This window comes from Candidatus Omnitrophota bacterium, from assembly GCA_028716565.1.
GTDB lineage: Bacteria > Omnitrophota > Gorgyraeia > Pluralincolimonadales > Pluralincolimonadaceae > Pluralincolimonas.
On the sequence record JAQUPL010000001.1, the window covers coordinates 304,112 to 327,861 of the forward strand.

At 53.0% G+C, this 23,750-nt stretch carries 24 protein-coding genes, 2 tRNA genes and 1 riboswitch; of the genes, 1 reads left to right on the forward strand and 25 read right to left on the reverse strand.

The genetic code is table 11. From position 1 onward, the window contains the following. Positions 1-11: 11 nt before the first annotated feature. The 25 genes from PHO67_01605 to PHO67_01725 form a co-directional block, all read right to left on the reverse strand. Positions 12-761: a DUF4115 domain-containing protein gene (locus PHO67_01605; GenBank protein MDD5545843.1), complete on the reverse strand. Its 750-nt coding sequence runs from the start codon at positions 759-761 to the stop codon at positions 12-14. Next, positions 737-3,028 carry a DNA translocase FtsK gene (locus PHO67_01610; protein ID MDD5545844.1) on the reverse strand — a complete coding sequence of 764 codons (2,292 nt, stop codon included), beginning with the start codon at positions 3,026-3,028 and terminating at the stop codon, positions 737-739. The genes PHO67_01605 and PHO67_01610 overlap by 25 nt, the downstream gene beginning before the upstream one ends. Further along, the gene (gene pnp, locus PHO67_01615; GenBank protein MDD5545845.1) at positions 3,025-5,211 is read right to left on the reverse strand and encodes a polyribonucleotide nucleotidyltransferase; all 2,187 of its coding nucleotides are present in this window, start codon (positions 5,209-5,211) and stop codon (positions 3,025-3,027) included. The genes PHO67_01610 and pnp overlap by 4 nt, the downstream gene beginning before the upstream one ends. Positions 5,212-5,310: 99 nt before the next feature. Next, positions 5,311-5,580 carry a 30S ribosomal protein S15 gene (rpsO, locus tag PHO67_01620; protein MDD5545846.1) on the reverse strand — a complete coding sequence of 90 codons (270 nt, stop codon included), beginning with the start codon at positions 5,578-5,580 and terminating at the stop codon, positions 5,311-5,313. A gap of 62 nt (positions 5,581-5,642) precedes the next feature. Continuing rightward, positions 5,643-6,530, reverse strand: a complete 888-nt coding sequence (locus PHO67_01625) for a bifunctional riboflavin kinase/FAD synthetase (GenBank protein ID MDD5545847.1) — start codon at positions 6,528-6,530, stop codon at positions 5,643-5,645. Further along, positions 6,527-7,213: a tRNA pseudouridine(55) synthase TruB gene (truB, locus tag PHO67_01630; protein ID MDD5545848.1), complete on the reverse strand. Its 687-nt coding sequence runs from the start codon at positions 7,211-7,213 to the stop codon at positions 6,527-6,529. The genes PHO67_01625 and truB overlap by 4 nt, the downstream gene beginning before the upstream one ends. Next, complete coding sequence (locus tag PHO67_01635) at positions 7,206-8,177, reverse strand: bifunctional oligoribonuclease/PAP phosphatase NrnA (protein MDD5545849.1); 972 nt, start codon at positions 8,175-8,177, stop codon at positions 7,206-7,208. The genes truB and PHO67_01635 overlap by 8 nt, the downstream gene beginning before the upstream one ends. After that, complete coding sequence (gene rbfA, locus PHO67_01640; protein MDD5545850.1) at positions 8,164-8,529, reverse strand: 30S ribosome-binding factor RbfA; 366 nt, start codon at positions 8,527-8,529, stop codon at positions 8,164-8,166. The genes PHO67_01635 and rbfA overlap by 14 nt, the downstream gene beginning before the upstream one ends. 34 nt (positions 8,530-8,563) lie before the next feature. After that, complete coding sequence (locus PHO67_01645) at positions 8,564-11,230, reverse strand: CBS domain-containing protein (GenBank protein MDD5545851.1); 2,667 nt, start codon at positions 11,228-11,230, stop codon at positions 8,564-8,566. Next, a complete protein-coding gene (locus PHO67_01650; GenBank protein ID MDD5545852.1) occupies positions 11,227-11,826 on the reverse strand; it encodes an acyloxyacyl hydrolase in 600 nt (199 codons plus the stop codon). The genes PHO67_01645 and PHO67_01650 overlap by 4 nt, the downstream gene beginning before the upstream one ends. An 18-nt stretch (positions 11,827-11,844) precedes the next feature. Continuing rightward, positions 11,845-12,207 carry a TSUP family transporter gene (locus tag PHO67_01655; GenBank protein MDD5545853.1) on the reverse strand — a complete coding sequence of 121 codons (363 nt, stop codon included), beginning with the start codon at positions 12,205-12,207 and terminating at the stop codon, positions 11,845-11,847. A gap of 49 nt (positions 12,208-12,256) precedes the next feature. Further along, a tRNA-Arg gene (locus PHO67_01660) sits at positions 12,257-12,333 on the reverse strand. A 207-nt stretch (positions 12,334-12,540) separates the two neighbouring features. After that, positions 12,541-13,428 carry a site-specific tyrosine recombinase XerD gene (gene xerD / locus PHO67_01665; protein ID MDD5545854.1) on the reverse strand — a complete coding sequence of 296 codons (888 nt, stop codon included), beginning with the start codon at positions 13,426-13,428 and terminating at the stop codon, positions 12,541-12,543. A gap of 3 nt (positions 13,429-13,431) precedes the next feature. Next, positions 13,432-14,049, reverse strand: a complete 618-nt coding sequence (locus PHO67_01670; GenBank protein MDD5545855.1) for an MBL fold metallo-hydrolase — start codon at positions 14,047-14,049, stop codon at positions 13,432-13,434. Then, positions 14,046-14,597: a hypothetical protein gene (locus PHO67_01675; protein ID MDD5545856.1), complete on the reverse strand. Its 552-nt coding sequence runs from the start codon at positions 14,595-14,597 to the stop codon at positions 14,046-14,048. The genes PHO67_01670 and PHO67_01675 overlap by 4 nt, the downstream gene beginning before the upstream one ends. A gap of 62 nt (positions 14,598-14,659) precedes the next feature. Further along, a complete protein-coding gene (gene ligA, locus PHO67_01680; protein ID MDD5545857.1) occupies positions 14,660-16,666 on the reverse strand; it encodes an NAD-dependent DNA ligase LigA in 2,007 nt (668 codons plus the stop codon). Positions 16,667-16,673: 7 nt separating this feature from the next. Then, positions 16,674-16,955 (reverse strand): acylphosphatase, encoded by a 282-nt coding sequence (locus tag PHO67_01685; GenBank protein ID MDD5545858.1) that lies wholly within the window; start codon positions 16,953-16,955, stop codon positions 16,674-16,676. Positions 16,956-16,976: 21 nt separating this feature from the next. Then, positions 16,977-17,053 (reverse strand) — tRNA-Pro (locus PHO67_01690). Beyond that, positions 17,031-17,534 (reverse strand): thermonuclease family protein, encoded by a 504-nt coding sequence (locus PHO67_01695; protein ID MDD5545859.1) that lies wholly within the window; start codon positions 17,532-17,534, stop codon positions 17,031-17,033. The genes PHO67_01690 and PHO67_01695 overlap by 23 nt, the downstream gene beginning before the upstream one ends. Positions 17,535-17,584: 50 nt before the next feature. After that, positions 17,585-18,223, reverse strand: coding sequence for a riboflavin synthase (locus tag PHO67_01700; protein MDD5545860.1), 639 nt, complete (start codon positions 18,221-18,223; stop codon positions 17,585-17,587). 1 nt (position 18,224) lies between these two features. Then, complete coding sequence (ribD, locus tag PHO67_01705) at positions 18,225-19,262, reverse strand: bifunctional diaminohydroxyphosphoribosylaminopyrimidine deaminase/5-amino-6-(5-phosphoribosylamino)uracil reductase RibD (GenBank protein MDD5545861.1); 1,038 nt, start codon at positions 19,260-19,262, stop codon at positions 18,225-18,227. Further along, positions 19,235-20,068, reverse strand: a complete 834-nt coding sequence (locus PHO67_01710; protein ID MDD5545862.1) for a PHP domain-containing protein — start codon at positions 20,066-20,068, stop codon at positions 19,235-19,237. The genes ribD and PHO67_01710 overlap by 28 nt, the downstream gene beginning before the upstream one ends. Next, a complete protein-coding gene (nusB, locus tag PHO67_01715; GenBank protein ID MDD5545863.1) occupies positions 20,052-20,474 on the reverse strand; it encodes a transcription antitermination factor NusB in 423 nt (140 codons plus the stop codon). The genes PHO67_01710 and nusB overlap by 17 nt, the downstream gene beginning before the upstream one ends. A gap of 1 nt (position 20,475) precedes the next feature. Continuing rightward, positions 20,476-20,940, reverse strand: a complete 465-nt coding sequence (gene ribE / locus PHO67_01720; GenBank protein ID MDD5545864.1) for a 6,7-dimethyl-8-ribityllumazine synthase — start codon at positions 20,938-20,940, stop codon at positions 20,476-20,478. 18 nt (positions 20,941-20,958) lie between these two features. Beyond that, complete coding sequence (locus PHO67_01725; GenBank protein ID MDD5545865.1) at positions 20,959-22,158, reverse strand: bifunctional 3,4-dihydroxy-2-butanone-4-phosphate synthase/GTP cyclohydrolase II; 1,200 nt, start codon at positions 22,156-22,158, stop codon at positions 20,959-20,961. Between the two features lie 113 nt (positions 22,159-22,271). Further along, positions 22,272-22,407: riboswitch (FMN riboswitch) on the reverse strand. Between the two features lie 172 nt (positions 22,408-22,579). Here PHO67_01725 and PHO67_01730 point away from each other — a divergent pair. Then, the gene (locus PHO67_01730) at positions 22,580-23,749 is read left to right on the forward strand and encodes a sensor domain-containing diguanylate cyclase (GenBank protein ID MDD5545866.1); all 1,170 of its coding nucleotides are present in this window, start codon (positions 22,580-22,582) and stop codon (positions 23,747-23,749) included. The last annotated feature ends 1 nt before the right edge of the window (position 23,750 follow it).

The window sequence follows — 23,750 nt, forward strand, 5'->3', positions numbered from 1 at the left end:
TTAGGATAGCGCTACTTGTGTAATCTCAGGCCTTTTATCACGCCTTTTCCCAACGGGGCCAGGGGTGTCCCGTTCATATCCGCTGTCAGCGCCTCGCCCTTGCTGGCTGAGACCTCGAAAGATTCCTTCGCCTCCCATTTCTCGCTCGATCCCTTCTTCAGGATGCCGTCGTATACGACGCTGCCGTCGACCCTTAACTTCAAATATACGTCAGCGCGCGCCTTAAGCGAGAGCATGAGGTTTTCGCCTTTCGGTATCCGCAGGGCCTGCGCTGCCGCGGCCTTAGGCGCCGGCTTAGCCGCCGGTTTCGGCTTTACCGACACTACAACCTTATTTTCGGCCTTAGGCCTTGATTTGAAGAACGCGATCGTCTTTGAGCCTGCAATGCCTATAAATTTAACGGTGAAGAAGATGACCAGCACGGCTATCGCTGCATAGATCATCTTTTTGAAGGGGAATTTGATTCCTGCGGGCGCCGTACCCCACCTATCATCCTTATTAAGGACAGAGATCTGCTCCTTGAACGCGGGCTTCTCCCCGGTAAAGCTCTCGGCCAGAGATGCGCCGTCAAGCCCCAGGTAATCGGCGTATTTCTTGATAAAGCTCTTTATATAGACCGGGCCTGATATAAATTCCTGCGCCCTGTCCGCCTCGATGGCGCTTAAGATCTTCCCGCTTATGCGGGTTTCTTTTTGCGCCTCATCGATCGATATCCCTTTTGATTCCCGCGCGTCCTTTATTCTCGACCCGATTGATTCCATTTCGCTTTTACCGCCTCCATGGTATCTATCAGTATATCACGGGGTTTCGAACCGTTATAAGGACCGACTATCCCTTCGGCTTCCATTGTGTCTACGAGGCGCGCGGCCCTTGTGTAGCCGAGCCCGAGACGGCGCTGGAGCATCGAGACCGAAGCCTGTTTGGTCTCCAACACCATCCTTACCGCTTCCTCGTACATCTCGTCCTTCTCGTATGTCTTGCCGTGGGATTTCTTTTCTTGTTCTTTCTGTATCTCTTCGTCGTATTCGGCCGTCCTCTGTTCCTTTATAAAACTTATGACCCTCTCTATCTCCCTGTCCTTGACAAGGCATGCCTGCGCGCGGGTCGGCTTCGCGTCTCCGGGGCGCATAAAAAGCATATCGCCTTTACCGAGCAGTTTATCCGCACCGTTCATGTCGAGGACGGTCCGCGAGTCGACCTTAGAGGCGACCTTGAAGGATATCCTTGCCGGGAAATTGGCTTTGATGACGCCGGTCACGACGTCGACCGAAGGCCTTTGCGTCGCGAGTATTATATGTATGCCCACCGCGCGGGAGAGCTGGGATAACCTTGTTATTGCGTTCTCAACCTCCTGCGGCGCGACGAGCATAAGGTCGGCCAGCTCATCGATTATCACCACTATATAAGGAAGGACTTCCGGCACTTCCTCCTGGTCCTTGAATTCGCCCTTGCTTAATTTTTCGTGGAAGAACTCGATATTCCTTACCGCCAGGCGCGCGAAGAGCCTGTAGCGCGAATCCATCTCGCTGACGACCCAGTTCAGGGCGCCGGAGACCTTCTTATGGTCGGTCACGACTGGGCACAAGAGATGCGGAAGGCCGTTGAACATCGCCAGCTCGACCATCTTCGGGTCGACCATCAGGAATTTCACTTCATCGGGAGAGGCGTTAAAGAGCATGGAACTTATTATGGAATTGACGCAGACAGTCTTGCCGGAACCGGTCGTTCCGGCGATCAACATATGCGGCATCTCGCCGAGGTCTGCGACGACAGGCGTCCCGGCAATATCCTTGCCCAGAGCGAGAGTAAGCTTGGATTTCGAATTCTGAAATTCGGATGACTGCAGTATCTCTTTGAGGTATACGAGCGAACTCGAGGAGTTCGGTACCTCAACGCCCACCCTCGCCTTTCCCGGGATAGGTGCCACTATCCTCACGCTCTGCGCCTTCATAGCCAGGGCAATATCGTCGGAGAGGCTCGTTATCTTCGTTACTTTTACGCCGGGCGCGGGCTCCAGCTCGTACCTGGTAATGACAGGGCCGCGCTCTACGGCCGTGATCTTTACCTCGATCCCGAAATCCGCCAGGGTCTCTTCGAGCACCTTGGCGCTCGCGTCCAGGTCGTCGCTTATCTTACGCTCTTCGAGCGGGGGCGGCGAATCAAGCAGGCTCATATCCGGCAGTTTATAATCACCTATGACCTGCTTAACCACCTTTACCTGGACCGGCTTCGGCTCTTCCTTCTTGATTATCTTTTTGATATCTATTATTGTGGTGCGTTCCCCTGCGGGGACCTTGCCCTGCTCTCGCAGGACCTTGGGTTCTTCCTTGGCGGCCTTCGCTCCATTGATCGCCGCTTTCTCTTTTATCTCCTTGCCCTTGGCTATATCAGCCTTTATCTGCTCAAAACTTCTCCTTAAAGGCGATTGGGCTTCGGCTTTCTCGAACCGTTTCTCTTTCGCCTGTCCCGGTTTCTTCTTGAAGACGATCGAGATGAGCTTCGAGACCGCGCTTGCGAGGGACATCACGATGGGAAATATAAGCAGCTCGGTCGCGAGGAGAATCGATAAAGCGCCGAGGACTATAACCATCACCCACGCGCCTACCGGTCCGAGATATCTCACGAAAAAGTTAGAGGAGAAGAGGCCGAGCAGGCCGCCCCAATGGACCTTGACCGCGTCGTTCTGGGGCGAAGAGGCGAGGCTCAATAAGGCGCTGCAAGCTATAAAAAGAAATAAGGTCCCGAGCAGCTTGAAATAAAACTTCTGCGGGACCTTATTTAAAAATTTGCCGAGCGACCATGTCAGCGTCAGCGCGGGTACTATATAAGCGCTGAACCCTGCCAGGGAGAAGAGTGCAAACGCGACTAACGCACCGAATATGCCGACATAGTTGTGGGTATATACGTTCGGATTAGACGTCAAAAACCAGAGGTCGTTCGGGTCATAGCTAACAAGGCTGACGAAGACAAGGACAGATAAGGCAAAGAGAAGAACGCCCCAAATCTCGTTTTTCCTCTCCTGCTTCACTTCTTATGATATCTCCTTTCGCCTCTTCCTTCCCCGTGCCCTCTCGATTCCCTCGGCTCGCGGGGTTCCCTGGGTTTTTCTTCCCCGGGAACGTAACCCGGCATGGCCTGCTTCCTGCTGAGGTTAAGCCTGTTCTGGTCGTCTATCTCCATGAGCTTTACCGGAAATTCATCGCCGAGTTTTACGACATCCTCGACGTTCTTGACGTACTGGTCCGACATCTCCGAGACGTGGACGAGGCCTTCCTGCCCGGGCAGTATCTCTACGAACGCGCCGAAAGGCATTATCCTCTTGACCTTGCCGTTATATATCTTGCCGACTTCCGGCATCTGGGTCAGGCTATTTATGATATCCAGCGCTTTCTGCAGCGCCTCACCGTCGGCTGATGCGACGTTCACCGTGCCGTCATCCTCTATATCAATCGTAACGCCGGTGTCCTCTATTATCTTGCGTATGACCTTGCCTCCCGGCCCTATGACATCCCTGATCTTGTCAGGGTTGATCTTGAAGGAGACGATGCGAGGCGCGTATTTTGAAAGCTCTGTTCTCGGCCCGGCAAGCGCCTGTTTTATCTTCTCAAGAATGATCATCCTCGCCTCTCTCGCCTGCTCGAGAGATTGTTTCACTATCTCTAGGTCTATACCGTCTATCTTCAGGTCCATTTGTACGGCGGTAACGCCCTTCTCTGTGCCGGTGACCTTAAAATCCATATCGCCGAAATGGTCCTCGAGACCGGCAATGTCCGTAAGGATCACGAAATTTTTGCCTTCCTTGACCAATCCGATTGCGATACCGCTGACAGGCGCCTTTATCGGGACACCCGCGTCCATCAAAGAGAGTGTACCGGCGCATACGGTCGCCATCGAGGAGGAACCGTTAGATTCCAGCACCTCGGAGACAACCCTTACCGTATAAGGGAATTCCTCTTTCGAGGGCATTATCGGTTTCAGGCCCCTTTCAGCCAAGGCCCCGTGCCCGATCTCGCGGCGTCCGGGTCCCCTTACCGGTTTTACCTCACCGACCGAGAACGGCGGGAAGCTGTAATGCAGCATGAACGATTTTGACGACTCGCCTTCGAGCGCGTCTATCGTCTGCTCGTCTGCAGACGTTCCGAGCGTGGTTACTGCAAGGCTCTGCGTCTGGCCCCTGGTAAATAATGCCGAACCGTGCGTCCTCGGGAGCACCCCCACTTCGCAGGTTATCTGGCGTATATCCTTAAATCCGCGGCCGTCCACCCTCTTTTTCTCCTGCAGGATGGTGCGCCTGACCTCCTCTTTCTCTACTTTTACCAAGGCACTCTTTACCTCCGCCTCGGTCAATTCGGAGCCCTCGACCACAAGCTGCGAGATAAGGTCCTTGGCTATCATGGACATCATCTCCTCTCTCTCTTCTTTGGTGGCCTTATTCTCGACTTCCTTTATCTTGCCCAGAGATAGATCCTTGACCTTCTTGTACAGCCCTTCGTCTATCTTCTTTATCGTATAATCCGTCCCCTTCGGACTGCCGCATTCGGCCTTCATCTTTTCCTGCAGTTCTATCGAAGCGATGAGGCTCTTGTGCCCGAACTCGATGGCTTTCAAAACTACGTCTTCCGGCAATTCGTTCATCCCGGATTCTATCATGACGATAGATTCTTTTGTCCCCACAACAACGATATCCAGGGAACTCTTCTCGAGCTCGGCGAACGTAGGATTGACTATAAATTCTCCCTCTATCATGCCGACCCTCGCGGCGCCGATAAAATAATTAAACGGGATATCCGATACGGCAAGCGCGCATGACGCACCGTTAAGCGCCAGTATATCCGGATCGTTCTCCCCGTCGTGCGACAGGACCAAAGCCATTACCTGGATCTCGTGCGAGATCCCGGCCGGGAAAAGCGGCCTTATCGGCCTGTCTATAAGGCGCGCGGTCAGGACTTCCTTTTCGGATGGCCTGCCTTCACGCTTAAAAAATCCACCGGGTATTTTTCCGGCGGCATAGTTCTTCTCCTGGTATTCGACGGTAAGGGGGACAAAATCTATGTCGGCGCCCTCCCTTGGCTGTTTCGATATTACGGCGGTTACCAGGACGACGGTCCCTCCGTATTGCACCATTACGGCGCCGTTCGCCTGTTTGGCCATCCTGCCTGTCTCAAAGATCAAATTCTCCCTGCCTAATTTTGTCTCTAATCTTTTACTCATTTTCTCTTTCTCTTTTTCTCTTTTCTTTTTATTAAACGTATACAACAAACCGCCTGCCTTCACCGGGTCCCGGAACACTCTCCGAAAAGGTGAAGGGACTTATTTCCTCAGGTCGAGCCTGTCCAGGATTTTCGTATAAGCCTCGGAACTCTCTCTCTTGAGGTATTCCAGAAGCTTGCGCCTTTGGCTGACAAGCTTGAGGAGACCCTGGCGGGAATGATGGTCTTTCTTGTGGATTTTGAAGTGGTCGGTCAGCATGTTGATCCTCTCCGTGAGGATGGCTATCTGGACCGGAGCCGAGCCTGTATCCTTGTCATTTTGCTTGAAGCTGTTTATCAGGCTCTTTTTCGCTTCTGTGGTAATCGTCATTAATTTGTTACCTCCTAATGTGTCAATATAGTATCACAGCAGGCCGGTTTTGTAAAGTATTATTAGCCGGTTTTTAAGATCTTTCTCGCGAGCTTATCGTCGCGCTTTATCTGGGCGATAAGCGCCTCATGGTCGCGGAATTTACGGACGCCGCGCAGGCGGCTGACGAATTCCACCTCTATATCCTCGTGATATATGAATTCGTGGAAATCAAAGATATGGACCTCGATGACCGGCTCGGTCTCGCCGAACGTCGACGGTTTTCCGATAAAAAGCGCGCCGCCGTATCTCCTGCGCCCGCGGCGGACCCGTACCGCGTAGACCCCGGCCGGCGGTATCGCCTCGTGGTGGGGATCGATATTCGCGGTGGGATACCCGAGGAGCCGTCCGCGCTTCTTCCCGCTTACGACGGTCCCGTAAATGCTGACCGGCCTTCCCAACATCCGCGCAGCCTCATTTAATTTCCCGTTTATTATATACCTGCGTATGGCGGACGAGGAGACGGTCTCGCGCCCTGCCCTGACCATAGGGACTACTTTTACCTCAAAACCGTATTCCCGGCCCAATTCCTTGAGCGCTGCCGCATTACCGGTGTTATCTTTCCCGAAGACAAAGTTACTTCCGATGAATACCTTTGAGGTATTGAATCCTGCGGAGAGTACCTTTCCGGCAAAATCCCGCGGAGAAAGTCTTGAGAATTTCCTGTCGAATTTGAGGACGCAGCACCTGTCCGCGCCGAGCGCGCAGATGAGCCTCAGGCGGTGGGAAGCCGACATTATCGAAGGGACGCTTATATGCGGACTTAGGACCTTAAGGGGATGCGGGTCGAATGTCACGATAACGCTTTCCGCCCGCCTCTTTTTGGCTTCGCGTATCGCCGCGCTTATTATCCTGCGGTGTCCTATATGGACGCCGTCGAAGATCCCTATGGCGAGGACCGTCTTTTTCATATTTTAACCAATCGCTCTTCCAATCCGGACCTTGAGATCGATTTCAGGCCGGTTATATCAATCGAATCCTTTAATGCGAATTCGCCGGATGCGGTGCGGCGCAGGCCTGAGAGATACCCCCCGCAGCCGAGCCTGTCGCCTATATCGTCGCACAGCTTCCTTATATATGTCCCCTTTGAGCACCTTACGGTAAAATGGACCAGCGGCAATTCGATCCCGCTTATCCTTAACTCCTTTATATTTATATTTCGCGGTTCGCGCGGCACCTCTACGCCTCTCCTTGCGAGCTGATAGAGCCTCTTGCCTTTGATCTGTATCGCGGAGAACATCGGAGGGACCTGCCCTGTCTCCCCTTCGAAACCCTTGAATACATCCCGTATCTTCTCCGCGGTTATGTGCGCATAACCGGTTTCGGCCAATACCTTTCCTTCCGCGTCTCCCGAATCGGTCTTCCTGCCCAGCGTCATTATCGCCTCATATTCCTTGTCGCCGCTCATGAATTTAGAAGAAAGTTTCGTCGCCTTTCCTGTCAGTATTACAAGGAGGCCCGTCGCAGCCGGGTCCAGCGTACCCGCGTGCCCCGCCTTTTTTATACCAAAATTGCGCCGTATAAGGTCGATCATATCGTGAGAGGTCATGCCTGCGGGCTTATCCACCAGCAGTATGCCGTCCGGGTCAGACATGCTTCGAGATCTCCGCCAGCACCCGCTTTTCGGCTTCCTTGTGCGCAGCCCTGATGCTGAAACCCGCCGCGGCCACATGCCCGCCGCCGCCGAATTTCATCGCTATCTTGTTGACATCAACGCCGTCCTTTCCCCTGATGCTGACCTTAATAAGCCCTTCATCCTTCGTCTCTTTGAACAGGAGCGCCACCTTACTGCCTCTTACGGCCCGGGGAAAACCGATGAAGTTCTCGGCGTCCTTGAGCTCGCCGCCGCTCTTCTTCAACATCTCCCTGGTTATCCACATCCAGACTATCTTGCCGTCGGCGCTCCTCTCCACGGTCGAAAGCGATCTGCCGAGGAGATGCGTGATCTCGAAGGTCTTCATCTCGAAGAGGCTTTCGTATATGAAATTCGTATCGAGCCCGTTCTTTATGAGCTCGGCCGCAACGATATGTGTTTTGGCCGATGTATTCGTATACCTAAATGAACCCGTGTCTATGAGGATCGCCGAATAGATATTTATCGCGTCATACTTAGACAATTTAAGGCCGAAGCGCTTAAATAGCTCAAATATCATCTCACCGGTGGCCGCGCCTTTTCCGTCCACCCAGTTGACGTTCCCGAAATAATCATTGCTTACGTGATGGTCGATGTTGACTATTTCCATATCCCGCGTGACCAGCTCGGCTACTTTCCCGGTCCGCTCGAGCGTAGGGCAGTCGACTATAAGCGCGCAATCGATATCCTTCAAAACTTTTTTGTTCAAGTTCCTGCATAATACGATAGATTTTATCCCGGGCATGAAATCACAGGATATCGGCGGCGGGTCCTGATCTATGATTATCGGGTCTTTGCCCAAGCGCTTTATAAGGCTGGCTAACGCGAGCTGGGAACCGATCGCGTCCGCTTCCGGGTCGACATGGCCCGAGATAAGGAACTTCTTGTGCCTGCGTATCGCGTTTACGACTTTAGGAAGGCTCATCTTTCTTCTCTTTCTCCTTATGTATCTTATCAAATATCTCGTTCAGGTGTATGCTGTATTCCGCAGATTCATCGAGCCTGAAGAGCAGTTCCGGGACGAACTTAAACCTCATCCTCTCGCCGAGGGTCTTGCGGATGAAACCTGAGGCCGAATTAAGGCCTTCGGCAGCATCTTCCTTCTCCTCTTTTCCGCCCAAAGAACTGAAATAGACCTTCGCGTTCCTTATATCCGGCGTAACCTCGACCCTCGTTACCGTGATAAAACCTATGCGAGGGTCTTTAAGTTCCTCGCTTATTATGACCGAGATAATCTCCCTCATCTCGCTCGCGATGCGTTCCGGACGTATCCCCATTATTGTATCTCCGTGTTGTAATTGCCGCCTGTTATCATCTATCCCCCTTGAAATGCGATACAGCAAACGCGACCTCTTCGCCCTTAGTTTTTACCTTCCCGTCGAGCTTGGCGCGAAGCGTCTTCCTGATGATCTCCTTAAAATGCGGCCCCGGCTCTATCCCCGCCTTCTTTAGGTCATCGCCGCGCAGGTCGAGCTTCACGAGCGCGTATTTGGTCATATAGGATGCTATCCGCCGCCTTGCCGCCTGCGAACGCGTCTTTGCCATGAGCGCGACCATAGCCTCATGCGAAAACCCGTCGAGATGCGCGCAGACCACGCTAGGCCTCAATTTTTCCTTTTTGGATAAAGCGGCCAAGATTTTTTCGGAGTTCTTTTTGTAGGAGATAAGTTTTGCCGCGTCGGCCTTCCTGAAGACGAAATCACCGCAGATCTTTTTTGTCCGGGCCGGGTCAAGTTCATCAAGGAGGACAGCCAGATATACAAGCCAGCGCTCGAGCGCGTGCTTCTTACCCGTATGCATATTATCGTACCATGCCAGCGCCTCGTCGGCGGCACTAAAAAGCTCTATATTTTTGCTTTTTAGTGTCAGGCCGGGGTCGATGAACCGCAATTCATTCAATTCCGAAAGCCGTTTGACCGCCTTAAGCGGTTTCTCCTCCGAGAGGATAGCTATAAGCTCCTCCCTTATCCTCTGTTTCTGAGTCCTGTCTACCATCTTCAGGCCGACTGCTTTTTTTATCAGGCTCTCCGTATGCGGCTCGATCCTGAAATCGAAGCGCTGCTCAAACCTGACGCCCCGGAAGATCCTTGTCGGGTCATCGACGAAACTCAGGTCGTGCAGGGCCCTTATAACGCCTTCCTTGAGGTCGATCCTGCCGTGGAACGGGTCGAGCAATTCCCCGAAATGCTGCCTGCCCAGCCTGAACGCCATCGCGTTTATCGTGAAATCCCGCCTGAAAAGGTCGTTCTCTATCGGTCCGAACTTTACCGTCGGGAGAGCGGCGGGCCTTTCGTATATCTCGGTCCTGGTCATGGCTATGTCTATCCTGAACTTCCCGCCGGAGGATTTTGAAGGCGCTATGCCGGCCGGGCACGGAAAGAATACTGTCGCGGTCCCGAACCTCTTGTGGTATACGTATACGCCGCAAAGCTCCTTCGAGAGCTTCTTTGCGTATTCTATCGCGTTGCCTTCTATGACTATATCGACATCAAAATTCGTTACCCCCAGCAGGAGGTCCCTTACAAACCCGCCGACCGCGAAAGCGGTAAATTCCATCTCTTCGGCAAGCCTGCCCGCCAGCCTCAACAACTCGGCCATCTTGCCCGGGAACGCCTTTTTTATCCTCGGTGTGAGGTTCACCGTGACGCGGGGTTCCTCTTTCAGGTCCCCGCCCGACGCTGCGGCAAAAAGCCTTCCGTGGAAAGCGCGCAGGATATCGGACCTCGTGACAAGGCCCAGAAGGTTGACACCGTCGAATACAGGCACGCAGCCCACTTCCTTCTGCTGGATCATGTCCTGTATCGCGTAAACCGAGGTATCCGGTTTCACGGGAAAGATCTTTCGCGACATATAGCCCTTGACGCGCGCGTGGCCGAAACCGAGAGATACCGCCCTGTCGAGGTCCTTAAGAGCGGCTATCCCTTCCAGCCGCCCGTTAACTTTAACGACCGCATATTCGGAGAGGGCCTTGGCCAGTTTTTCCCTAGCCGCGCTCACAGGCTCGTCTATATCCATCTCGACAGGTTTCCCGGTTACCAGTTCTCTTGCTTTTATATCGGAATGTATATGGGAGCGCAGGTATTCTATAAGTTTCGATTTTACCTCTGCCAGGCTCATATCCCTGATCACGGCGCCTGCGGCCGAAGGGTGCCCCCCTCCCCCGAACAGGGCCGCAATCTTCGCGACATTCACGAAAGGCAGGCCGCTGCGCGCGATGAACTGCACTTTATCCCTCGTCTGGACCATCACGAAGATGAGGTTGAAATTCTCGGCCTCTTCGAGCTTATGCGCCAGGAGGCTCAGGTCGTCGACGTACTGTTCGCTCGTTATCGCCGCGATCGCGACATGGACGCTGTTTATTACATGCACCTCTGTTGACTGGATAAGGAGGGCCAGCAGGCTAAGTTCCTTGTCGGTCAGCTCCCTCCTCAGGTACGACGATACGAGGTGCAGGTCCGCGCCCATAGAGACGAGGAAACTCACCATATCAATATCTTCCCTTGTGGTAGTAGGGAATGAGAGCGAACCGGTATCCTCGTATATGCCGAGCGCCATGATAGTGGCCTCAAGCGGCGAGATCTTTATCTCCCTGTCTTTTATCAGGTCTACAAGGATAGTAGTGGACGCTCCGGTCTTTCCGTAAATATCCTTGTCAGCTTTAATATCTTCGCCGGTCCTCGGGTGGTGGTCATAAATATGCACATCCACCCCTTTTTTCCCGGCGAGCTGCGCCATTTTTCCTATGCGGCTCTTGAGCCTCGTCTCCACGATTATAAGCCGCGTCACGTTCTCGAGCGAAGCGTCTTTTTCATACTCGATCTTGACGAGGTCGGAGCACAGGGACATAAACTCCCGCACGGCCCTCTCCTGCGAACCGGGGAGGACAAGCCGCGCGCCCGGGTAGAGCTTGCGCGCCGCGACCATCGACGCGAGCGCGTCGAAGTCGGCGTTGGCGTGCGTCGTTATAAGGTCCGTCAATAGAAGAGCGAGACTCCCGCCGTAACTGAATTAGTGTCGATGCCGCTGTTAGGCTTAGCTATGCCTAAGTTAGATATATGCCTGTAACGGTATCCGACGTTAAGGGCGATGTTATCTTTGACGAAGTAATAAAGACCTGCGCCCGCATGATCTACGAAATTTGCGTGGGAGCCCTGGTCCCTCGTCCTCTCGGATATATATATGCCGCCGGTGCCGCCCTCGATGTAGGGATAGAATTTAGAGGTAAGCGGGTAGGCGTATTTAAGGCCGAAGCTGCAACCGGCCTCATAATTGGATGAGGGCTTTATGACCGGGTTGGCAAAAGGCTCGACCATGAACAGGAACATGCCCGGTATCTTCCAGTTCAGGCATTTCTTGAGGTTGAAACCGAAACGCCCCGAGAGATATACATTATCGTATTTCCTGATCGTTTCGGTATCGGAGCCGCGCCCGACGTCAGCCGTGCCCCATCCTGAGAAGAAACCTATCTCTTTAAGGCAGGTATCGCTCTTTACCGCCTCATTGTCTTCGGCCCCGCAAGCGGGAGCGCACACCAACACCAACGCCGCAACGCTAATGACCAAATACTTCACCATCACTTTTCCCCCTTTCTATTATTTTCCGAAGATCATTTTCAATGATACTAGGAACATCACCGCGCCGAACAATTTCTGTAAAAACATATTTGAAAGCCCTACGGCCGCTTTCGCACCAAAAAATCCCCCGATGAAAAAACCGAGGCAGATGAAGAGCGCCGCTTTCATGTCCACATAACCATTTTTATAATACACCATGGCGGCGAGAAGGCCTATAGGAGGAAGCAATAAAGCCATCGTTGTGCCTTGCGCCTGTAACTGAGAGAACTTGAAGAGATATATAAGCGCCGGGATCAATAAAAGGCCGCCGCCTATGCCCATAAGGCCGCTCAGCGCGCCCGCTGCCAGGCCTAAGACCAGGTAAACCGCTATAGTTGCCATTTTACGCTCCTTGTTCTCATTTATAATTTCACTCTTTCCTTTTGATTACTGGTGCGCCTGGTGCGAATTGAACGCACAACCTTCAGCTCCGGAGGCTGACGCTCTATCCAATTGAGCTACAGGCGCGTAATATTTCAAAGTGAAAAATTTGGTCTTTTACCTTTACTTTGCGTCTCGGCGATTGGTTCACTCGGGCTTTTTTATTACTCGCCGCATATCGATAGCCGGCTCCGTCATAAACCGCCTCTTCGTTCACCGAATCGCCTCGCGCATAGCAGACCTACGCTTGACCCAAATTTTTCACAACCAAAAAATCCCTGCTCCTTCCGCACCTTACGGACGGGGGTGGAACTTCTGGTGGATCTGTTTCAACCGTTCCTTATTTATATGCGTATATATCTGCGTCGTCGAGATGTTCACGTGGCCGAGCAGTTCCTGGACTATCCTCAGGTCCGCGCCGTTCTGCAAAAGGTGCGTGGCGAACGAGTGCCTCAACGTATGGGGAGTCACCCTCTTTTTTATCCTGGCGTCCTTGACATAATGCTTTATGACCATCCAAAATGTCTGGCGCGACATCGGCTTGCCAAGGCGGGTCAAGAAGATCGCCCCTGAGTCGGCTTTCTTTAAAAATTTCGGCCTCGCCTTCTCCAGATATTTCTGGATAGCATCCCTGGCTTTGCTGCCCACCGGTATTATGCGCTCCTTCTGGCCTTTCCCGAGGCATTTTACGAATCCCATATCAATATGGATATCCGTCAGTTTCAGGTTAACGAGTTCGGAGACGCGCATCCCGGTCGCATACATCAGTTCGAGGGCGGCCTTATCGCGGAGCCCCTGCTTAAGGCGCGTGTTCGGGCTATCGAGTATCGCCTCGACCTCTTTCTCGTCCAGGACATCCGGCAGTGTCTTCCAGAGTTTCGGCGTCTCGATGACCGAGGTGACGTCCTCTTTAAGGAGGCGCTGGCTCGTCAGGTAACGGTGGAATACTTTTATCGCGACTAGGTTGCGCGCGATCGAGCTCGCGTTCAACTTGTCACTCTTCAGCCCCATCATGAAATCCTGGATATCCGGGCGTTTTACTTTATCCAGGCTATTTATGCCCTTCTTCTTCAGGTATCCGGCGTATTTATTCAGGTCGCGGCTGTACGACTCGAGCGTATTCTTGCTCAGGCCGCGCTCGACCGAAAGGTAATCCATGAATTCCTTGATAAAATCTTCCATCACTCAACCCGAGAAAAAAGGGTTATGTCCTTTCTCGTAGCCTATGGTAGTCGCGGGACCGTGGCCCGGGTAGACCTTCGTGGCGTCCGGCAAAGTGAAGAGTTTTTCTTTTATCGATCTCATAAGCACCGCTTCCGACCCGCCCGGAAGATCGGTCCTGCCGACGCCTTCGGCGAAGAGTGTGTCGCCTGTAAAGACCGCGTCTTCGCACCAGAGGCAGATCGAGCCCTGCGTATGGCCGGGCGTATGCAAGACTTCCAGGACCAGGTTGCCTACCTCTATAGTATCGCCATCCTCGAGCAGCCTGCTCGCCGGTGGGGAACAGACCGGGATACCGATCATCCCTGAGACATTCTTCATCGGGTTCGTCAGGCACTGCGCGTCGGAGGCATGTATGAATACCGGCAGCCCCATCTTGGAGTTAGCGCCGATATGGTCAGCGTGGCCGTGCGTGTTTATGACGCATTTCGGCGACAGGCCCAATTCGGCCACCTGCTGTTTTATATCCTTATCGTCCGCGCCCGGGTCTATTATCACGGCCTCCTTCGTCTCGGCGCAGCCGAATATATAACAATTTGCGGCGATAGGCCCCACCGGTAAAACCTTTAATATGTATTTCATTTTTTAGGCAGCGTCTGCTCCGTGATCTGGATCGGTTTGATGGGCTCCTCTTCCTTCAGGATGAACGCCTTGACCTCTGAAGGCTCGAATTTTCTCATTATCACTCTCCTACGGCTCTCGAGGTCGCTCCTTATGCTTGAGGCCTCCACCTTTCCGGGTTGGCCGAAGTCCACCTTCTTCTGCACGCCCTGATAGAACTTTATATACTTCGCAAGTTCTTCCTTCTTCGCGCCGGTAAGGAGGTCCTGCATCCTCTGCAGGTCTTCCACTGCCCTCGCCGCGGCAAGCCTCTCGCGCTTGTTGCTGCCCTGGTTATCAAGGCAATCCATAAGGTCCTCGGTCCACGTGCGCCAGTAATTATAATGGTTGCTGTATAAAACGGCGTTGGGATATATACCCTTGTAGTTCTGCGGCTGCAGGACCGGCGTGACCTTCTTGGGGCTCTGCTTTCTCGTGAACTTCTTCTTCAACGTCTCACAACCCGACATATTTATAACTGCCACCGCCACCGCTAAGATCAGGACGGCTTTTTTATAAGCGACTCTCATCTCTTCTCCTTTACCCTCTTCTTCTGAATAGATTAGGGTTTTACCCTCTTCATCCGGATAAATTAGGGTTTTATTATTTTCTCGAACTCCTTTTCATCGATTATCTTAACTCCGAGTTTCTTCGCCTTTTCATATTTTGAGCCCGGGCTCTCCCCGGCCACGACGAAATCCGTCTTCTTGCCGACGCTCGATGAAGCGGTACCGCCCAGGTCCCGGACAATCTGCTCTGCGCCGGTCCTTGAATAATCCTTAAGTTCTCCGGTAAATACGAACGACCTCCCTGCGAGCCTTGAAGATGAACCCGAAGGCGCCTCTTCTTCCATCTTTACTCCTGCCTTCGCCAGCTTCTCTATAACTTTTTTGGAGGCAGGGTTCCCGAAGAAGTCGCGGATAGACTCAGCGACCACCGGACCTATCTCCTGTACCACTGTCAACTCCTCGAGGGCCTGCTCCGACAATTTATATATCGAATGGAACCTCTTCGCGAGGACATCGGCTATATGTTCGCCCACGTGCCTTATCCCCAGCGCGAAGATCAGCCGGTTGAGACGGTTGTTCTTGCTCTTCTCTATGGCGTCCACAAGGTTCCGCGCCGACTTATCGCCCATCCTTTCAAGCGTGCGCAGTTTCTCAAATTTTAGGCAATAAATGTCCCCGTAATCCTTCACCAGTTTCTTGTCGACCAGTTGGTCGACCATCGCCTCGCCGAGCCCTTCTATGTCCATCGCGCCCCGCGAAGAGAAATGGATAAGGCTCTCTTTTAGCTGCGCAGGACAGAAGACGTTCTCGCACCGAAAAGCCACTTCCTCTTCCTCGCGCTTCGTCGGCGCTCCGCATGCCGGGCATCTCTTCGGGATCACGAATTTCTTCTCTTTTCCTGTCCGTCTTGATTTCACCACCTCGACGACCTGCGGTATTATCTCTCCCGCCTTCTCTATTATAACCGTATCGCCTATCCTCACGTCTTTCCGTTCTATTTCGTCCTGGTTATGGAGTGAGGCGTGCGTAACGGTAGTGCCGGCGACAAAGACCGGTTTCAGCACCGCCACCGGGGTCAGCGCGCCGGTCCGGCCGACCTGGACTTTTATATCCAGCAACTTTGTCTCAACGCGTTCCGCGGGATACTTATAGGCGATCATCCATCTCGGCGACTTGGATGTCTCGCCTAACTTCTTCTGCTGGGCGAAAGAATCGACCTTGACGACCATCCCGTCGATATCATATTCCAGTTCCCCGCGTTTCTCCTGCCAGATATCGCAGAATTTAAGCGCCTCGCCGATATCGCCGCATTTTTTATAATCAGGATTGACCCTGAAACCGAGCGTCTTTAGCTTATCCAAAAGCTGGTGCTGCGAATTGAAATGCGCGCCTTCCGCGTATCCGAAGCTGTGAATGAATATATCGAGCCCTCGTTTCGCGACTATCCTGGGGTCGAGGAGCTTGAGCGACCCTGCCGCCGCGTTTCGGGGATTCGCGAAAAGTTCTTCTCCTGTTTTTTCCTTTTCTTTGTTTATCTTCTCGAAGCTCTTATGCTTCATATATACTTCCCCGCGGACTTCCATGAATTCCGGGATCTCCGTACCCTTCTGCGGCGCCAATACAAGCGGGATGGACCTGATCGTCTTCAGGTTCACTGTGATATCATCGCCTTTGAAACCGTCGCCGCGCGTCGCTCCGCGGATAAATTTGCCTTTTTTATAGGTCAGGGCCACGGAAACCCCGTCTATCTTCAACTCTACAACGTATTCATGATCTTCCCCGCCCAGGTTCTTCTTGACCCGCTCATCGAACTCGCGCAACTCTCCATGGTTATAGGTGTTATCCATGCTGAGAATCCTGGCCTTGTGCTCGACGACCGCGAAACCGCCTACCGGCTCGCCGGCGACGCGCTGTGTCGGGGAATCCGGGGTGATCGATCCGGGGTCCTCTTTCTCGAGTTTCTCCAGTTTCTTGAGGAGGGTGTCATATTCCTGGTCGGAGATCTTGGGATTGTTCTCGACGTAATAGAGGTGGTCGTGGTGGCGGATCTCTTCTCGAAGTCTTTCTATCTGTTCTCTGACTTCGCTCATATTCACCTTATTCCGAAAATTTGATGCCGAAATCTTTAAACTCCCCGGACGGATGCTCCCACGATACATCCGCGTCGACGATAAAATGCGCCATCTCTCCGGCAATGCCGGTGAGCAGATCCTTCAAGGCCGGCTCTTCCCCCTCTGCGATGACTTCGACCCTGCCATCCCTGAGGTTACTGACCCAGCCGTTTACCTTAAGTCTCCGAGCAAGCACTTCGGCGGTGAACCTGAAACCTACCCCCTGGACCCTGCCGGAGTAAAATACATGGATTCTTTTGGATGCCATAGGGATGCACCGGGATAAGTATGGTCGGGGCGGACAGACTTGAACTGTCGACCTCTTCGTCCCGAACGAAGCGCTCTACCAAACTGAGCCACGCCCCGACTTGATACCCCAAAGCCCGCGCTTCTCTTTTCTTGCCTCTTCCTGAAGCGCCTTAAACTTATCGACGTATTTCACGTTAGGGGGATAAGTGGCTATTACCGCATAACCCCCCTTAACCAATTCAGCGTTGACAAATATATCGCCGGCGTAGACGTAAGCGAGGATCCTCCCGTACTTGTCGGTCCTTCCTACGTCGTACTCCAGCTTGACGGTCTTTCCCCTGACAAGCCTTTCATTCTCCCTTTTGGCCTCGGTATAATACGGCATGCGCCTCTCGGGAGTATCCATGCCTATGTATCTTACGTGCCTGCCGTCCTCCAATACTACGGTATCGCCGTCAATTACTCTGGCGACGCGCAGCTCTTCCGCCTGTACGGATTTTACCGCTTCGGCCTTTGCGGAACCGCAGGTAGATATTAATGATGCGGAAACAGCAAGGGCAAAAAATATGGCCGCAACGGGCCTTACCCTACTTAACATAATGATAGATTTTATCACGACTGGAGGAGATAGTCAATAAATTGGTGGGTCTAAATAAAGCCTTTATCCTTGAGGAATTCCTCGGTGATATTTGAAGGTTTTTCCCGGCCGGGATATTTCGCAGCGTATTTCCCGAGCATATCGGTCTCGAGGTTGACCTTATCTCCGGCCTTTCTCGAGCCCAGCGTTGTAGCCCGGGCCGTATGCGGGATTACATAAACGGAAAACGAACCGTCGTTTAATTCCGCCACAGTCAGGCTTACGCCGTCTACGGCTACCGAACCTTTAAGGACGATCCCATCGAGGATATCTCCGGCGGCTTTTATCTCAAGTAATATCTCGCCCTTGCCTTCTTTCTTTGACTTTATTATGCCGGTGCCGTCTACATGGCCGGTCACGAAGTGGCCGCTTACCTTACCGCCGCTCACGAGCGCCCCTTCGAGATTTACTTTCTCGCCTTTTTTCAGGTCACCGAGGCAGGTATTCTTCAGGGTCTCTCGTATCGCCTCTACGGAAAAATTGCCTTTCCCGGTCGCGACGACGGTCAGGCAGGCGCCGTTCACTGAGACGGAATCTCCCTTCTTCAGGCCTTCGAGCACCTTACCCGCCTTGACCGTAAATACCGAGGGCTCACTTGACCTGTCTATCTTCTCAACGACCCCTAATTCTTCTATTATCCCGGTAAACATTTTAGTTTATCACGTACCCTTCTGCCAGAAAATCATCACCGATCTTACGGAAAGAAATTTTTTTAAGCCTTATGGCCTTGCCGGCTTTACCGACACCTTTCCCCTCGACCGACGTCGTCGACTTGCGCCCGCCGATTATTTTAGGCGCTATAAAGAAATATACTTTATCCACCACCCCTGCATCCAGCGCCGAGGCAACCGTCTCGCCGCCTCCCTCAATCAATACGCTGGTTATCTGCCTTTTTGCCAATTCGACGAGCAGTGACTTTATGTCCACGCGTCCGTCTCTTTTTTTAGTCGCCGCTATTACCACGTCCCCGCCTTTACTGTTAAATATTCGCGCCTTATCCGGGATCCTTGTCCTGCCTGCCAGGATGACGCGCAAGGGCTGTTTAGCCCTCTTACCTTTCACCCTAGCCGTCAATAAAGGGTCATCTTTTAAGACCGTCCCCGCCCCCACCATCACCGCGTCATGCTCGCTTCTCAGCTTATGGACGAATTCCCGCGCCTTATCGCCGGTTATCCATTTTGAATCGCCGGCCCGCGTCGCTATCTTCCCGTCAAGGCTTTGGGCGATTTTGACCGCGACAAAAGGCATCTTCTTGGTTATATATTTAATGAAATCCTCGTTCAGTTCGCGGGCCTCGGCATCCAGAAATCCCACGGAGGTCTTTATGCCGCGGATCCTTAATATTCTCAACCCCCTGCCGTTATTTACGGGGTTAGGGTCTTTGATCGCCGCCACGACCCGCTTTATCCCGGACCGGATTATCGCGTCTGTGCACGGCGGCGTCCTGCCGAAGCGGCTGCATGGCTCAAGCGAGATATACATCGTCGCGCCTTCCGCCTCTTTGCCTGCCTGGCGCAGGGCGTATATCTCGGCGTGCGGCCCGCCGGCGAATTTATGGTAACCGGAGCCGACTATCCTGCCGCGTTTTACTATTACCGCGCCGACGCACGGATTCGGGCTGGTCATCCCTTTGGCCTTTTTAGCGAGTTCCAGGGCTATCTTTATATATTTTTCGTCTTCGCTGCGCATCTTTTAAGTTCCTCGACGATCGTATACGGTACTTTGACCGTGCCCATAAGCATATGGCCTTTGTTAACTCCGTGGCAATCCGAGCCGCCGCTGACCAGGAGCCCGTATTCCTTCGCGAGTTCAAGATACTTTTTCGTGACCTGTTTCGAATGCTCGGAATGATAGGCCTCGATCCCGTCCAGCCCGTATTTTACGAATTTCGGGATGAGCGCATCGCCGCCCATCAAATTAGGGTGAGCGTAGACCGCGACGGCTCCGACCCTCTTCAGTTCGGCAATGGCGTCCTTCGCCGTTATATCATAATGCGCCACATAACAGGGCCCCTTGTCCCCTATGAACCGCTTGAACGCCTCCTGGATCGAGGAGACGTAACCCCCTTCCTCAAGCACAGCTGCCACATGCAGCCTGCCGACCGAGCCCGGGCCGCTCAATTCAAATACGCGGGTGGGATCCAGGTTTACATTATATTTTTTAAGTTTTTCTACCATCCGGTATACCCTGTCTACCCTGTTCTTCCGGATGGACTCCAGCCTCCCGAGAAACTTCTTGTCTTTTATGTCCGGATAAAACCCCAGAAGATGGACCTCATGGCCTTTCTCCTGGGCGGACATCTCGACCCCGGGGATTATTTCCAGCCCGGTTTTTTTAGCGGCCTTCATCGCGGACCCGATGCCGTCGACGCAGTCATGGTCGGTTATCGCTATGCACGAGAGCCCTACCTTGACGGCATTCTCGACGACCTCCTGGGGCGTAAAAGTCCCGTCGGAGAGATGCGTATGGACGTGGAGGTCAGCCGTTCTTTCCACCGGGTGCCTCTTCCTTGTTGATCTTGTCAAGGATGCCGTTCACAAATTTCCCGGATTCGGTATCCCCGAATTTCTTGGCGAGGTCGACGGCCTCGTTTATGGACACCTTCGGGGGTATGTCTTCGCAAAAGAGCAGCTCATAAGCAGCCATCCTGAGGACGTTGCGGTCGATGACAGCCATCCTGCTGAGTTTCCAATTGCTGGCATATTTCGAGATCATTTCGTCGATCTTCTTTTTGTTCCTGATCGCACCGATGACGATCTTAGCGGCGAAATCCGATACCTCAGGCTCCGTCTCTATGTTCTTCCAGAAATCCACCAGGATCTTGTCCTCGGGGTCGTTCCTGACGTCGATCTGGTATAATATCTGGAGCGCGTATTCGCGCGCCTGCGTGCGTTTTCTCATCTTAGATGTTTTCTAAGAGGTTAGCCATCTCTATAGCGGATATCGCAGCGTCGCGGCCCTTGTTCCCGTCCTTGGTCCCGGCCCGCTCGATAGCCTGCTCGAGGTTTTCGGCGGTTATGACGCCGAATATCACCGGTATGCCCGTATCAAGCGATACCTTCGCGACGCCCTTCGCCGCTTCACCGGCCACATACTCGAAATGCGGGGTCGAGCCCTTTATGACAGCACCGATGCATATCACAGCATCGAATTTCTTCGACTTCGCGATCTTATTCGCCACGACCGGTATCTCGAATGCGCCCGGCACCCATATGGCTTCGATCTCGCTGTCCTTCGCGCCGTGCCGCATCAAGGTATCGATAGCCCCCTCCAGAAGGCGTTTCGAGATGAAATCGTTGAACCTTGAGACGACTATCGCGAATTTCTTTCCTTTCGCGATCAACTGCCCTTCGACTGTCTTTACCATCTTCATCCTCCTTCTCTTTTAACGGATCCCTTTTAACACGTGTCCCATTTTCTCTTTCTTTACCCTTAAATACCGCAGGTTCCTCGGGTTCGAGGGCATCTCGATAGGGACGCGCTCGACAACTTTTAACCCGTATCCCTCGAGGCCGACTATCTTCTGCGGGTTATTGGTGATGAGGCGTATCTTTTTTATGCCGAGGTCTGCCAGTATCTGGGCGCCGGTGCCGTAATCACGCAGGTCGGCTTCGAAACCGAGCGCCTTATTCGCCTCGACAGTGTCCATCCCTTTATCCTGCAGCGCGTACGCTTTTATCTTGTTCTCAAGCCCTATCCCCCGGCCTTCCTGCCTCATATACAGGAGAACGCCGCGGCCTTCCCTCTTTATCATGGACAAAGCCTGCCTGAGCTGCCCTCCGCAATCGCAGCGCAGGGAACCAAATACGTCGCCTGTCAGGCACTCCGAATGGACCCTGACCAAAACCGGCCTCTCCGATATTTTTCCCAACACAAGCGCGACATGCACTTTCTTATCGATAATTGATTCGTAAAGCCGGAGCCTGAACTCGCCGTATCCGGTCGGCAGGGTGGTCTCTTCTATCTCTTGGACAAGCTTTTCGGCGGCCATGCGGTATTTAATAAGGGCCGCTATGGAACAGATCCTGAGTTTATGCTTCCGGGCGAATTTTATAAGCTGGGATGTCCTGGCCATCGTCCCGTCGTCATTCATTATCTCGCAGATGACGCCGGCCGCCTTCAGCCTCGCCAATTTAGCAAGGTCTACCGCAGCTTCAGTATGGCCGGTCCTGACGAGCACCCCGCCCTCTTTCGCCCTCAACGGGAAGATATGGCCGGGCCGGCTGAAATCCACTGGCTTCGACCTGGGATTTACGAGCGCCTTTATCGTCTTTGACCTGTCTTGGGCGGATATGCCGGTAGTGACGCCTTCCTTCGCGTCGATCGACATCGTCCACGCGGTGTTAAAATTACCGCCGCCGGTCTCGGATAGCACCTCTATCCCCAGCTCGCGAAGGCGTTTCTCTTCCATGGGGACGCATATTAGGCCGCGGCCGTATTTCGCCATGAAATTTATCGCCTCGGGCGTGACGAATTCCGCGGCCATAAGCAGGTCCCCCTCGTTCTCGCGGTCCTCGTCGTCGATGACGATGATCATCCTGCCCTTTTTGATATCCTCTATTGCTTCTTTGATCGTGTTGAACATTATATTCTTTCCATCCTGTAGCCTGAACGGCTACGGGATATTTTCCTTCGGAAAATAAAAAACCCGAAGATCTCTCTTCGGGTCAAAATACGCGATATGGCGGCATAAAAACCGCTTATCTTCTCCCATCTAGACTTTGACTATTGGCTCCGTGGTTACAACGGATCTGTCCCATCCTTAAAACATATGGATTTGGGACTCGCAGGCTTTAACTGCCAGTGGGGAATTTCACCCCTCCCGAAGATGTAATAATTTTATACTATATACCGCTTATTGTCAAGCGGTATGGTTCATGCGGGTGACTGCCGACGGAGCCCTTGCCCGCGAACCATAGTGAGCGGGCGAGGTGCTCGGCAGGCAGGACCCGTTCACATGGGTCTTATTGACAAGCCGGGGGTTATAGGGTATCATTAATCCCGTTATGGAAAAAAAGAACGTACAGGAAAGGCTTGACAGGATACGCGCTGAATTGGCGATCTTCTATGAGATCGGCAACGCGATGCGCTCTACCCTCAATCTTGAGGAGATCCTCTTTATCATATTGACCGGAGTGACCTCCCACGCGGGCCTCGGCTTCAACAGGGCCATGCTCTTCCTTGTGAACGAGCAGGAGAACACTCTCGAGGGAAAGATGGGTTTAGGCCCCCATTCCGGCGAAGAGGCCGGCCTCATCTGGAGCAGGATATCTTCCCAGCAGATGTCGCTCGAAGACCTCATATCGGCCTATACCTTCTATAAAAAGGGCGGGTCAGACCTCGACAAGGCAGTAAGGGGCATAAAGATCCCCTTACGCGAGGATGCCGGAGTTCTTGCCGTGACCGTTCTTGAAGGTATGAGCATGGAGGTAACCACGGACGAGGCTCGTCATAAGACAGCCAACGACCCTGTCCTGCAATTCTTAAGGACCGAGTATTTCGTGACCGTCCCGCTCAAGGCAAAGGATAAAGTTGTAGGAGTGATACTGGCGGACAACCTATTCACGAAGAAACCCATACTCAAGGACGACATAAGGACTTTGACGATGTTCGCGAACCATGCCGGCCTCGCGATCGAAAATTCACGGCTTTATGAGCAAACGGTTTACGAATCCAATACCGATACTCTCACGCGGCTCTGGAACCACGGATATTTCCAATTCCTCCTGACCGAGGAACTGAAGAAGGCTTACGAGAGCAAGTCCCCCCTCTCCATGGTCATGTTCGACATAGATAATTTCAAGAACTATAACGACACGATGGGGCACCAGATGGGAGACCAGATCCTCCGTGAGGTAGCGAGGATATTAAAGACCGTCTGCGACGGGAAGGGTTTTGTGGCACGCTACGGCGGCGAGGAGTTCGCCGTGATACTTCCCAACCAGGGTAAAAACCCCGCTTATACTATCGCGGAAAACCTCAGGATGGCGATAGAAAACTTCGAGTTTAAAGGACAGCAAGTCCAACCTACCAAGAACCTTACCATAAGCGCGGGCCTCTCTACCTACCCAGAAGACGCGCCCGATAAAGAAAAGCTGATCTACTTAGCTGATATGGCGCTGTATGAAGCGAAGAGGACCGGCAAAAACAAAGTCTGCGCCTATAGGTCCAGATGAC